This is a genomic window from Pseudomonas ulcerans (assembly GCF_036324125.1).
In the GTDB taxonomy this organism is placed as follows: domain Bacteria; phylum Pseudomonadota; class Gammaproteobacteria; order Pseudomonadales; family Pseudomonadaceae; genus Aquipseudomonas; species Aquipseudomonas ulcerans.
This window is the reverse complement of the sequence record NZ_JAZDQN010000021.1, coordinates 96,775-108,759: the sequence shown is the minus strand read 5'-3', so window position 1 is coordinate 108,759 and position 11,985 is coordinate 96,775. Positions and strand designations below refer to the sequence as shown.

The 11,985-nt window shown below is 66.3% G+C and carries 10 protein-coding genes; 9 read left to right on the top strand and 1 reads right to left on the bottom strand.

Annotated features, from left to right (window positions below; translation table 11 throughout):
* Window positions 1-405: 405 nt before the first annotated feature.
* The 5 genes from V0R59_RS18975 to V0R59_RS18955 all read left to right on the top strand — a co-directional run bounded on the left by V0R59_RS18975 (window position 406) and on the right by V0R59_RS18955 (window position 6,901).
* A complete protein-coding gene (locus tag V0R59_RS18975) occupies window positions 406-2,835 on the top strand; it encodes a TonB-dependent receptor (protein ID WP_330076002.1) in 2,430 nt (809 codons plus the stop codon).
* Window positions 2,836-2,893: 58 nt separating this feature from the next.
* Window positions 2,894-4,795, top strand: a complete 1,902-nt coding sequence (locus tag V0R59_RS18970; protein ID WP_330075919.1) for a phytase — start codon at window positions 2,894-2,896, stop codon at window positions 4,793-4,795.
* 79 nt (window positions 4,796-4,874) lie between these two features.
* Window positions 4,875-5,588, top strand: a complete 714-nt coding sequence (gene tolQ, locus V0R59_RS18965; protein WP_330075920.1) for a protein TolQ — start codon at window positions 4,875-4,877, stop codon at window positions 5,586-5,588.
* Between the two features lie 66 nt (window positions 5,589-5,654).
* On the top strand, window positions 5,655-6,098 hold the full coding sequence (locus tag V0R59_RS18960) for an ExbD/TolR family protein (RefSeq protein ID WP_330075921.1): 444 nt from the start codon (window positions 5,655-5,657) through the stop codon (window positions 6,096-6,098).
* A gap of 2 nt (window positions 6,099-6,100) precedes the next feature.
* A complete protein-coding gene (locus V0R59_RS18955; protein ID WP_330075922.1) occupies window positions 6,101-6,901 on the top strand; it encodes an energy transducer TonB in 801 nt (266 codons plus the stop codon).
* Between the two features lie 15 nt (window positions 6,902-6,916).
* On the opposite strand, the gene V0R59_RS18950 is transcribed toward V0R59_RS18955, so the two are convergent.
* Complete coding sequence (locus V0R59_RS18950; RefSeq protein ID WP_330075923.1) at window positions 6,917-7,519, bottom strand: Yip1 family protein; 603 nt, start codon at window positions 7,517-7,519, stop codon at window positions 6,917-6,919.
* 552 nt (window positions 7,520-8,071) lie between these two features.
* Here V0R59_RS18950 and V0R59_RS18945 point away from each other — a divergent pair.
* The 4 genes from V0R59_RS18945 to V0R59_RS18930 all read left to right on the top strand — a co-directional run bounded on the left by V0R59_RS18945 (window position 8,072) and on the right by V0R59_RS18930 (window position 11,929).
* Window positions 8,072-8,371, top strand: coding sequence for a hypothetical protein (locus V0R59_RS18945; RefSeq protein WP_330076003.1), 300 nt, complete (start codon window positions 8,072-8,074; stop codon window positions 8,369-8,371).
* A 297-nt stretch (window positions 8,372-8,668) separates the two neighbouring features.
* A complete protein-coding gene (locus V0R59_RS18940; RefSeq protein WP_330075924.1) occupies window positions 8,669-9,883 on the top strand; it encodes an SfnB family sulfur acquisition oxidoreductase in 1,215 nt (404 codons plus the stop codon).
* 10 nt (window positions 9,884-9,893) lie between these two features.
* Window positions 9,894-11,267 (top strand): LLM class flavin-dependent oxidoreductase, encoded by a 1,374-nt coding sequence (locus V0R59_RS18935; protein ID WP_330075925.1) that lies wholly within the window; start codon window positions 9,894-9,896, stop codon window positions 11,265-11,267.
* Window positions 11,264-11,929, top strand: coding sequence for a methionine ABC transporter permease (locus V0R59_RS18930; RefSeq protein WP_330075926.1), 666 nt, complete (start codon window positions 11,264-11,266; stop codon window positions 11,927-11,929). The genes V0R59_RS18935 and V0R59_RS18930 overlap by 4 nt, the downstream gene beginning before the upstream one ends.
* Window positions 11,930-11,985: the final 56 nt, after the last annotated feature.

Sequence of the window (11,985 nt, the reverse complement as noted above, 5' to 3'; positions counted from 1 at the left end):
CGCGAGATGAAGATTTGCGCAGCAAATCGTAGGCCGCGCAGCCCCTGCAAGACACCGGAGGGAGGGGACCCGGAGCGCAGCGTAGGGCCGGATGCAGGAGCAGGCGGTTTTGCTTACTTTTTCCAAGAAAAAAGTAAGCCGCCGTAAAGGCGGAAGGGGCCGGCGCAGTCGCCGCAGGTAACGGATAAGACCAGCACCAGCAAAGACCGACGGGGGGTCATATCAGCCCAGAATCAACCCGAAAACCGGCAAAAACACCCCGATCCCACCGCAACGAAAATCCCTGTCACAGATCTGCCACACGCCACCCCTAGCGTGCCCCTCAGTTTCCGCCCCGGTGTGGCGGATCGACTTCAGGGGAGCAACAACGTGGCAATCGTCAGATTCAAGATCAGCCTGCTGGGCATGGCCATCGCCGCCAGCCTGCCGGCCTTCGCCGACGACAAGGTCGAGCATGTCAACGTGGTTGGCCAGGCCGCCAGCCTGGACCAGGCGCTGAAAGAGCAGAAAGCCTCGGACACCATCCGCAGCGTGGTCCACGCCGACGCCGTCGGCCAGTTGCCCGACGACAACGCCGCCGAAGCCCTGCAGCGCATTCCCGGCCTGTCGGTGGAGCGCGACCAGGGCGAGGGCCGCTTCGTCAGCGTGCGCGGCATCGGCCCGGACCTGAACAGCGTGACCATCAACGGCACCCTGCTGCCGGCACCGGAAGGCGATCGCCGCGCCGTGGCCCTGGACGTGCTGCCCACCGAACTGGTGCAGTCGCTGTCGGTGGTCAAGTCGTTGACCCCGGACATGGATGCCAACTCCCTCGGCGGCACCATCGAGGTGGAGAGCCTGTCGGCCTTCGACCATCCGGGACTGTTCTACACCCTCAGCGGCGAAGCCAGCCACGACCAGAACACCCGCCAGGACAGCCCGAAATTCTCCGGCGCCTTCAGCAACAAGTTCAGCCTCGGCGACGGCATCGACAACTTCGGCGTGGCCGCCGCACTCAGCTGGCAGCAGCGCGACTTCGGCTCGGACAACGTCGAGACCGGCGGCGCCTGGGACTTCGACGGTGACTCGCCGCGCCTGGAAGAAGCCGAGCGGCGCGACTACCGCATCCGCCGCGAACGCACCGGTGCCGGGCTGAACTTCGACTACCGCCCCGACGACTTCTCCAGCTACTACCTGCGCACCCTGTACAGCCGCTTCAAGGACACCGAGACGCGCAACGCCGCCGGGGTCGAGTTCGAAGACCCGCAAGCCTCCGGCGAGCGTGGCGATGGCGAGGGCTGGCGCGCCCTGAAGTCGCGCGAGGACACCCAGGAAATCCGCTCCTACGTGTTCGGTGGCGAACGCCTGATCGACGCCTGGACCCTCAGCGGCCAGGTCGGCTACAGCAAGTCCACCGAGAACGACCCCGGCGGCATCGCCAACGCCAGGTTCGAGGGCGACTTCAGCGGCATCGGCTTCGATGGCACGCGCAAGCCGCGCTTGAGCACCGGCAGAGACTTCTACGACCCGGACGCCTTCACCCTGGACAAGGTGGAATGGGAAAAGGCCCGTTCCAGCGACGAGGAAAAGAACATCCGCTTCGACCTCGCCCGCGACTACGAACTGGCCGGCAATGCCTCCCAGGTCAAGTTCGGCGCCAAGGCCAGCCGCCGCGACAAGCGCAGCGACACCGATGTCTGGGTCTACGACGATTTCGACGACATCACCCTGGCCGGCTACCAGGGCGGCAAGGTCGACTATTCCCTGGGCCACTTCGGCAACGGCATCAGCGCCGGGGCGATCAAGGACCTGATCGGCGGCCTGGACCGCAATGCCTTTTATGACGAGGAGGAATCGCGGATCAACGACTTCCGGATGAGCGAAGACATCAACGCCGCGTACCTGATGAACACCGTCGACATCGACGCCTGGCGCTTCATCGGCGGCGTGCGCTACGAGGGCACCGAATTCGAGGCCAAGGGCACCGGCCTGCGCGACGGCGTGTACAGCCCGAGCGAAAGCCGCAAGCGCTACGACCACTCGCTGCCGGGCCTGCACGCGCGCTACCAGTTCAGCCCGCAGACCCAGTTGCGTGCGGCCTGGACCAACACGGTGGTGCGCCCGACCTTCGGCCAGCTGGCGCCGGGGTTCATGATCGACGACAGCGAAGGCGAAGCCAGCTTCGGCAACCCCAACCTCAAGCCGCTGGAGTCGATGAACCTCGACCTCGGCATCGAGCACTACATGGGGCGCGCCGGCACCGTCTCGGCGTTCCTGTTCTACAAGGACATCGACAACTTCGTCTACAACACCGACCTGGCCGGCAGCGGCGAGTGGGTCGACTTCGACGAGGCCAAGACCTTCGCCAACGGCAAAAGCGCGAAATTGTACGGGCTGGAACTGGCCTACTCGCAGAAATTCGACTGGCTGCCGGCGCCGTGGAACGGTCTGCTGCTGGGCGGCAACCTGACCCTGAGCAAGTCCCGCGCCGAGATCGAAGGCCAGGGACTGAGCCGGCGCATCGACCTGCCCAACCAGTCCGACACGGTCGGCAACCTCACCCTCGGTTGGGAAGACGACAGGCTCAGCCTGCGCCTGGCGGCCAACTACAAGTCCAGCTACCTGGCGGAAGTCGCCGCGATCGATGACAAGGCCCATGACCTGTATTCGGACGACCAGCTGTTCGTCGACTTCAAGGCCGGCTACTTCATCACCCCGGACCTGCAGCTGACCTTCGAGGCGCAGAACATCACCGACGAGTCCTATTACACCTACACCGGGCGCTCGCGCTTCAACTCGCAGTACGAGGAATACGGCCCGACCTACAAGGTTGGCCTGACCCTGACCCATTTCTGACCGATCCCCGCGCGCCGCCACGTCAGGCGGTGGCGCGGGCCGCTTTCGAGAATCGAACATGTTCAAAGCAAGACCTTATCCGCTGCTGGGCGGCCTGTTGCTGTCCCTCGCGGTGTCCCAGGCCGTGGCACAACCGGCGCTGACCCTCGGCGAGCGCCTGCCGGGCGCGCTGGAAAATGCCCGCCTGCTGGGCAACGATGGTTTCTGGCCCGGCGCCGAGCGCCTGCTGGCCGGCAAGCAGGGGCTGCAACTGCTCAAGGCCGATGGCCAGGTACTGAGCCAGCTGGAGGGCCGCTACAAGGGCCTCGACCTGCGCACCAGCGGCGACGGCCTGCTGGTCGCCAGCCTCGACAGCAAGCGCCAGCAGGCCTTGCTGGTCGGCCTGCAGCGGGAGAAGGGCTGGAGCACGCCGCTGTACCTGCCCAAGCGCGATTTCGCCATCGAGGGCCTGTGCCTGTACCGCGACAGCGCGCGCAACAGTTTCCTGTTCCTGGTGGGCGACGAAGGGGTTGGCGAGCAGTGGCTGGTGGCGAGCGCCGACGTGCCGCTGGCCAGCGCGCAGCGGGTGCGCGGGCTCAGCCTGCCGCCGATGAGCGAGCACTGCCAGGTCGACGACGCCAGCGACAGCCTCTATGTCAACGAAGAGAACGTCGGCCTGTGGCGCTACGGCGCGGCTGCCGAGGCGCCGTTGCAGCGCCGGCCGGTGGACCTGCGCGCGCCCTTCGGCGCGCTTGGCAAGAAGACCGCCGGCATGGCCGTGGTGCCCGGTGGCCTGCTGGCCCTGGACCCGGCCAGCGCGACCCTGCACCTGTATCGCCAGCAAGGCTTGCGCTGGCAGGGCGACGCCGCGCTGGCGCTGGCCGGTCTCAAGGACCCGGAACAGGTCAGCCTGCGCCAGGACGGCAAGGGCCTGGACCTGCTGATCGTTGATGACCAGGGCCAGCAGCGCGCCCGTCTCGACTGGCAGCTGCCTGCCGTGGCCACTCCGCCGGCGACCCCGGTCCTGCCGGCCCTGGTGCAGACCGAGCCGGTCCCGAGCTTTGGCGATGCGGCCGACGACCCGGCGATCTGGGTCAACGCCGCCGACCCGCAGCACAGTCGCGTGCTCGGCACCGACAAGAAGGGCGGGCTGCTGGTCTATGACCTGGCCGGCAAGCCGCTGCAGGACCTGCGCATCGGCCGGGTCAACAACGTCGATGTGCGCAACGGTTTCCGTCTCGGCGAGCGCAGCGTGGACCTGGCGGTGGCGAGCAACCGCGACCACAACAGCCTGCACGTCTTCAGCATCGAGCCGAAGACCGGCGAGGTCGCGGTGCTCGGCGAAGTGCCCACGCCGCTCAAGGACATCTACGGCCTGTGCCTGTTCAAGGACGCCACGGGCGCCATCCACGCCATTGCCAACGACAAGGACGGCAGCTTCCTGCAATACCGCCTGGACGCGCCGCGCGGCGAGATCCAGGGCGAGCTGGTGCGCCGCTTCGCCACCGCCACGCAACCGGAAGGCTGTGTCGCCGACGACCGCGGCCAGCGCCTGTTCATCGGCGAGGAAGACAAGGCGGTCTGGGCCCTGGATGCCCGTGCCGATGCCCCGGCCACGCTTGAACAGGTGATTGCCGTGGGCGGGCCGGTCAAGGCGGATATCGAAGGCCTCGGCTTCTACCCGGGCAAGCAGCGCGACTACCTGGTGATTTCCAGCCAGGGCAACGATCGCTACGTGGTGGTCGAGGCGAAACCGCCGTACCGCCTGCGCGGCAGCTTCTCGATCGGCCTGAATGCCGAACGCGGCATCGACGGCGCTTCGGAAACCGATGGCCTCGACCTCACCTCGGCCAACCTGGGTCGCCCTTGGAGCCAGGGCCTGCTGGTGGTGCAGGACGGCCGCAAGCGCATGCCCGAGGGCACGCAGAACTTCAAGTACCTGGCCTGGAGCCAGGTGGTCGAGGCGCTGAAGCTGGATTGAGCGACTGTCATCAACCGGCAATGCCGGCGTCATCCAATTACGAGAAAGGCCCCGCGTGCGGCGGGGCAGGGAGCACGACATGCATGCAAGCGAACACATGAGCATCTGGGGCCTGGTCAGCGATGCCAGCGGGGTGGTGCAGGCGGTGATGGCCTGCCTGGTGCTGGCCTCGCTGCTCAGCTGGTACCTGATCGTCCAGCGCGGCACCAGCCTGCGCCGTAGCGAACGCGCTTCGGACGGTTTCCTCCAGCGTTTCCGCGCCAGCGGCGACCTGGCCCTGCTGTACCGCGAGAGCCAGGCGAAGGCGGCGGACGGCGAGGTGGAAACGCCGCTGCAGCAGATCTTCGTCGAGGGTTACCAGAGTTTCGCCCAGTTGCAGCGTCAGCCGCAGATCGACCCGGCGACGGTCCTCGACGGTGTCGAGCGCAGCCTGTACGTGGCGGTGGCGGAGCAGGACGAACGTCTCGACAAGGGCCTGGCCTTCCTCGCCACCGTCGGTTCGGTCAGCCCGTACATCGGCCTGTTCGGCACCGTGTGGGGGATCATGAATGCCTTCCTCGGGTTGTCCCAGGTGCAGCAGGCAACCCTCAACACCGTGGCGCCGGGCATCGCCGAAGCGCTGATCGCCACCGCCATCGGCCTGTTCGCGGCGATCCCCGCAGTGATGGCCTACAACCGTTTCAGCGCCCGCGGGCAACTGCTCAGTGCCCGCAACTACAGCTTTGCCAATGAATTGCAGGCGCGCTTGCACAAGCGCCTGCACTGCACCCCGAGCATGGCTGCGGTGGCCTGAACGTACGCCGCTCCCACGGCGGGTGCGGTGAATAGCAAAGTGTTTTTCAGCAAGGGAAGGTTTTCGATGTTGGTCAAACCCCAGCGCAAACACGCCGTGAAGGCGGAGATGAACGTGGTGCCCTATATCGACGTGATGCTGGTGCTGCTGGTGATCTTCATGGTCACCGCGCCGATGCTGGTGCAGGGCGTCAAGCTCGAACTGCCCAAGGTCGCCGCCCAGGCGCTGCCGGCGGACAGCGAGCGCCAGGTGCTGACCCTGTCGGTGCAGGCCGATGGCGGTTTCTACTGGAATGTCGGGCCGGACCTGAAGCTCGACGGGCAGAGCGACAGCGCGGTGAGCCTGGAGGAAATGCGCGAGAAGGTCGGGCGGGTGATTGCCGAACGGGGTGACACCCAGGTCTACGTGCGTGCCGACCATGGCGCCGACTACGGCCGGGTGGTGGCCGGGATCGCCGAATTGCAGCGGGGCGGGGTCAGCAACCTCGGCCTGATCACCGAGGAACCTTGAGCATGAGCAGCCTGAGCCTGCCGATGAATACGCCGCTTCCTGCCTTCGGCCTGCCCAACTGGCGCGGCCATACCGGTGCCGCCGGGCTGGCCGTGGCCCTGCACGTGGCCGTGGCGCTGGCCCTGCTGGGGCACGACTACCGACCCACCTTGCCGGCGCCGGTGGTGCCGGTGATCACCACGCAACTGGTCAGCGTGCCGGCGCCGGTGCCCGAGCCTGTTGCGCCGGTCGTCGAGGCGGCGCCGCCCGTGATCGAGCCGCCAGCCCCTCCTGAAGTGGTGAAAGCGCCGGCACCGGTGGTGCCGACGCAAGCCGAGCTGGCGTTCAAGCGTGTGCAGCAGCGCGAGAAGCAGGAGCGGGTGGCCGAGCAGAAGCGCCAGCGGCAGGAACAGCAACGCCAGGAACAGGCGCGGCAGGCACAGCAGCGCGAGGAGCAACTGGCACGTGAGGCAGCCGAGGCACAACAGCGGCTTGCCGCAGAACGACGCGCCGCCGACGAGCGCGCCCGTGCTGCGGCGGCGAGCCAGCAGTACCTGCCGGTCTCGAAGAAGGCCCCCGACTATCCACAACGCGCGCTGGACAAGGGCGTGCAGGGCGATTGCACGGTGAGCTACACGGTCGATACCCAGGGGCGGGTGCGCGATCCGCAGGTGCTTGAGGGCTGCCATCCGTGGCTCGCCCAGCCCTCGTTGCAGGCGGCGCGCAGCTTCCGCTACCAGCCGCGGGTCGTGGACGGGCGGACCATGGAGGTGCCCGGGGTCAGGAATACATTCCACTACAGCATCGAGCAGGGGTCGAGGTAGTCCAGGGGCGCGGTCTCAAGGCCTCAGGTATTCCGGCTGCAGGGTGTTGAACCAGAACAGGATCATGCTCACCAGGATGGTCACCAGCACCAGCAGCCCGACGCCCCACACCGAGGCGGCATAGAGGAAGCCCTTGTCCTGGGTCAGGCGCATGAACTTGGGCAGGCCCACGAACAGCAGGTACGTCGCATACGCCCCGGCGACGATCAGTGCCGCCACCGCCAGCCAGCGGCTCGGATAGAGCCCGGTGATGCCAGCGAGGAAATAGGGCGTGGTGGTGTAGGCGACGAAACCGATGCACTGGTTCAGCGTCGGCCGTGCATCGAAGGTCCGCGACATCCAGCGGATGAAGGCGCCCATGATCAGCGTGCCGAGCAGCAAGGTCACGTAGAGCAGCACCCCCAGTTGCAGGCCGCTGGCGACACTGACCCGCACCCGCTCGCCGGCGGCCAGGCTCCAGCCGGTCCAGGTCACGCCGATGAACAGGCACACCGCCGGCAGCAGCGCCCAGAGCAGCAGGTGTGGCAGGTAGTGGCGGGGCTGGCGTTCCTCTTCGCTGCGGATATCGACCCAGGCGTAGTCCGGGTGGGTCATGAGTTTCATGAAGTGCGCTTTCATCGAGCCGTCTCCTGATCGATGACCACCAAGGGTCGTGATCGTTGGAGGTAGCGGTTTCCGGGCCTGTTCCGTTTTTGTTGGGTCCAGGGGCCGAGTGGTCGCCGAGCCCTACCGTTGGTCGCCGCGAAGAACCTTTTGCCAAGCGAAGCGGGTCGTTGTTCTGACAGCTTTTCCCTTGGAGTCATGACCATGCCTGCGAACAAACACACCGGGGCCGCCCCGGACCAGCATCAACCCGGCGAAGTCGAGCGTGACAACGACGCCCTGCGTCCTGATCGATCGAGTCGGGGATCACGCGAGTCGACCGCCCAGGAACATGCGAAAAAGCAGGGTCGTGCAGGCGGTAGACCGTCGAAGTAAATGACGCAATCGTTTTACCCGCGGTTATTTCAATATTCCGCAAGTTGTTCGTTCATCTTTCGTTTTTCCGTTATTGCAGCGTGAAATTACCGGTGGTCCGTAAATTTATAAAAAGCCGTTGCGGCCGTTTGCGGATCGCCCACCGAGTATTAGTCTCACTTGACCAACTTGAGTATTTTCCAGCCGGGGAGCATGGCCATGAAGTATCGCGGAAAACATTATTGGGCCTGGGCCGAAGCGCCCCTGATGAGTCGTTCCCACGAAGAAGTCCTGGACAGCGGGGAAACCGTCGATGTCCAGGTGCGTCTGTCTCGTATTGGCGCGACGCAATTGTTTATCGGCGTCTATTCCGCCGGTGGCGCGCTGATGTTCGAGGAAACCTACGACTCGCGGCCCGGCGAAAGCATGACCCGGGCGATGAACTGGGGCACGGCGCGGGCGCGACATCTGGCCGGTGAATCAATGGGGGCGGGTATTTCCGCAGTTTCCTGAAGTCTCGAGTTAGTTTGCGCAGCGGTTATTGTCGCTGCGCTTTCTTTTTAGGGGGCAGGCAACTTTCCTGTATTTGATATTCAACCTGTCGGATTACCCGGGCGACTCCAGTCCGATTCTTAGAAGTCCTGACACTACCCAACTGTCCGCCCAGCAACAGCACCCCAACATTTTGCTCGCCATCCAGCCTGCGGAAATGTTGTCATTATTTGTTAACTGTCTGAAAAATAAAGATTTTTATCCTTGGCATGGGAAATGCGATAGGGCTCCTGTCCACGTTTTCCAAGGATCCACCCCATGCCTGTCTCCGCCCCCTACGAGCTCCACCAACCCGCCGCCCACGTCATCCGCGACGACGCTGAAGCCATCGCGGTCGCCCACCAGGTCGCCGCACTGTTGCGCCAGGGTGCCGCCGAGCGCGATCGCGAGCGCCGGGTCCCGGCCGAGGTGGTCGATGCCTTCTCCAACAGCGGTCTCTGGGGCATCACCGTGCCTCGCGCCCACGGCGGCGCCGAAGTCTCCTACGCCACCCTGGCCCGGGTGATCGCCATCGTTTCCGCCGCCGACCCGTCCCTCGGCCAGATTCCGCAGAATCATTACTGCCTGCTGGAAGACATCCGCCTGCAAGGCAGCGCCGAGCAGCAACGCTTCTTCTTCGACCTGGTGCTCAAGGGCAATCGCTTTGCCAATGCCCTGTCGGAAACCGGTGGCAAGACCGTTCAGGACATCCAGACCCGCCTGGCCAGCGACGGCGACGGCTACCGCATCGACGGGCGCAAGGGCTACTGCACCGGCTCGCTCTACGCCCACTGGATCGGCGTGCTGGCCCTGGACCAGCAGGACCGTGCGCACCTGGCCTTCGTCGAGCGCGGCACGCCGGGCCTGGTGGTGGTCGACGACTGGGACAGCATCGGCCAGCGCACCACCTCCAGCGGCACCGTGCTTGCCGATGGCCTGCGCGTCCCGGCATTCAATGTGGTCCCCAGCTATCGCTCCTACGAAAGCCCGACCCTGGCCGGTCCCTTCGCCCAGCTGACCACCGCTGCCATCGACGCCGGCATCGGCCGCGCGGCGCTGGACGACACCATCGCTTTCGTCCGTGAGCATGCCCGGCCCTGGGTCGATGCCAAGGTGGAGAAGGCCGGCGACGACCCGCTGACCATCATCCAGGTCGGCGCCCTGGAGATCCGCCAGGAAGCCGCCGAAGCCTTGCTGGAACGCGCCGGCTGGGTGCTCGACGCAGCTCGGCCGGCACCGGACGAGGACAATGTCGCCGCCGCCTCGGTCGCCGTGGCCAAGGCCAAGGTGCTCACCACCGAAGCCGCCCTGGAAGCCAGCAACCGCCTGTTCGAACTGGGTGGCACGCGCTCGTCCCTGGCCCGCCACGGCTTCGACCGGCACTGGCGCAATGCCCGGGTGCACACCCTGCACGACCCGGTGCGCTGGAAGTACCACCTGGTCGGCAACTGGGCGCTGAACGGCATCAAGCCGGCCCGTCACGACTGGAACTGAGGAAGCGGCCATGTCCAAGCAGATCCGTCTCAATGCCTTCGCCATGAACACCGTCGGGCACCTGTCGCCCGGCTTGTGGCGCCATCCCCGCGACCAGTCGCGGCGCTACACCGATATCCACTACTGGGTCGAACTGGCCAGGACCCTGGAGCGCGGGCGTATCGACGGCCTGTTCATCGCCGATGTGCTGGGTGTCTACGATGTCTACGGCGGCAACGCCGACGCGGCCCTGAGCAACGCCGCGCAGGTGCCGGTGAACGATCCGCTGCAACTGGTCCCGGCCATGGCCGCGGCCACCGAGCACCTGGGCTTCGGCGTCACCGCCTCGGTGTCCTTCGAGCATCCGTTTCCGTTCGCCCGGCGCATGTCCACCCTCGATCACCTGACCCGGGGCCGCGCCGGCTGGAACATCGTCACCTCGTACCTGAGCAGCGGCGCACGCAACCTGGGCCAGCGTGAACAACTGTCCCACGACCAGCGCTACGCCCTGGCCGAGGAATACCTGCAGGTCTGCTACAAGCTCTGGGAAAGCAGCTGGGACGAAGACGCCGTGCGCGCCGACGCGGCCAGCGGGGTCTATGCCGACCCGGCGAAGGTGCATGGCATCGCTCACCAGGGCGAGTACTTCAAGGTCCCCGGTTTCCACCTCAGCGAACCGTCGCCGCAGCGTACCCCGGTGCTCTACCAGGCCGGCGCGTCGAGCCGGGGCAGGGCGTTCGCTGCGGCCAATGCCGAGTGCGTGTTCGTCGCCGCGCCGAGCAAGGCGGTGCTGAAGAAGCAGGTCGCCGACTTCCGTGCCGCCGCCGTGGCGGCCGGGCGTGCGGCAGACGACATCGTCATCCTCGAACAGCTCACGGTGATCGTCGCCGAGACCGATGAAGCGGCCCTGGCTCGCCTGCGCGAATACCGCGAGTACGCCAGCGCCAGTGGCGCGCTGACCCTGATGTCGGGCTGGACCGGCATCGACTTCGCCGAATACGACCCGCAGCAGGTGCTGCGCGAAGTGCCAAGCGACGCCATCCAGTCGGCGGTGGAAGCCTTCACCCGCGCCGACCCGAGCCGTACCTGGACCACCGCCGAGATCGCCGATTACTGCGCCATCGGTGGTGACGGCCCGGTGCTGGTGGGCTCGGCGAAGACGGTCGCCGACCAGTTGCAGGAATGGGTCGAGGAGACCGGTGTCGACGGTTTCAACCTGGCCAGCGTGGTCGCTCCGGAGACCTTCGTCGCCGTGGTCGACCTGCTGGTGCCGGAGTTGCAGGCCCGGGGCCTGTTCAAGCGCGAGTACGCCGAAGGCACCCTGCGCCACAAGCTGTTCGGCCAGGGTGATCGCCTGCGCGCGCCGCACCCGGTGGCGGCGTTGCGTCGGGAGCCTGGGCAATGAACGAGCTGCTGGCCAATCTCGACTGGAGCGAAGTCGGCCAGGCCAGCCTGGAGACCCTGAGCATGCTCGCTGCAGCCTTGGGCTTCACCGTGCTGCTCGGGCTGCCGCTGGGGGTGTTGCTGTACCTCACCGGCCAGCGCCAGTTGCTGTCCAGCCCGGGGCTGTACCGGGTGATGTCGCTGGTGGTCAACGTGTTGCGCTCGCTGCCGTTCATCATCCTGCTGATCGTGCTGATCCCGATGACCACGCTGCTTACCGGCACCTCGCTGGGGGTGCGCGGCACCATTCCGCCGCTGGTGGTGGGCTGCACGCCATTCTTCGCGCGGTTGGTGGAAACCGCACTGCGCGAAGTCGACCGCGGCCTGGTTGAAGCCAGCCAGGCCATGGGCGGCAGTACCTGGCAGATCATCCGCTACACCCTGTTGCCGGAATCCCGGACCGGGTTGATCGCGGCGGTCACCGTGACTGCCATCGTCCTCGTCGACTACACCGCCATGGCCGGAGTGATCGGCGGTGGCGGCCTTGGCGACCTGGCGATCCGCTTCGGCTACCAGCGTTTCCAGACCGATGTGATGGTGGTCACCGTGCTCCTGCTGATCCTGCTGGTGCAGGCCCTGCAGATGAGCGGCGACCGCCTGGTGCGGCACTTCACCCGCCGCTGAAACACCCTTTACCTCACTGGCCCCACGTTCGCCCTACGACGGCCGCCTTTTGAAAA

Coding starts and splice junctions, on each gene's coding strand:
- V0R59_RS18975 (WP_330076002.1), top strand. CDS start 406: ATGGCCATCGCCGCCAGCCTGCCGGCCTTCGCCGACGACAAGGTCGAG.
- V0R59_RS18970 (WP_330075919.1), top strand. CDS start 2,894: ATGTTCAAAGCAAGACCTTATCCGCTGCTGGGCGGCCTGTTGCTGTCC.
- tolQ (WP_330075920.1), top strand. CDS start 4,875: ATGCATGCAAGCGAACACATGAGCATCTGGGGCCTGGTCAGCGATGCC.
- V0R59_RS18960 (WP_330075921.1), top strand. CDS start 5,655: ATGTTGGTCAAACCCCAGCGCAAACACGCCGTGAAGGCGGAGATGAAC.
- V0R59_RS18955 (WP_330075922.1), top strand. CDS start 6,101: ATGAGCAGCCTGAGCCTGCCGATGAATACGCCGCTTCCTGCCTTCGGC.
- V0R59_RS18950 (WP_330075923.1), bottom strand. CDS start 7,519: ATGAAAGCGCACTTCATGAAACTCATGACCCACCCGGACTACGCCTGG.
- V0R59_RS18945 (WP_330076003.1), top strand. CDS start 8,072: ATGGCCATGAAGTATCGCGGAAAACATTATTGGGCCTGGGCCGAAGCG.
- V0R59_RS18940 (WP_330075924.1), top strand. CDS start 8,669: ATGCCTGTCTCCGCCCCCTACGAGCTCCACCAACCCGCCGCCCACGTC.
- V0R59_RS18935 (WP_330075925.1), top strand. CDS start 9,894: ATGTCCAAGCAGATCCGTCTCAATGCCTTCGCCATGAACACCGTCGGG.
- V0R59_RS18930 (WP_330075926.1), top strand. CDS start 11,264: ATGAACGAGCTGCTGGCCAATCTCGACTGGAGCGAAGTCGGCCAGGCC.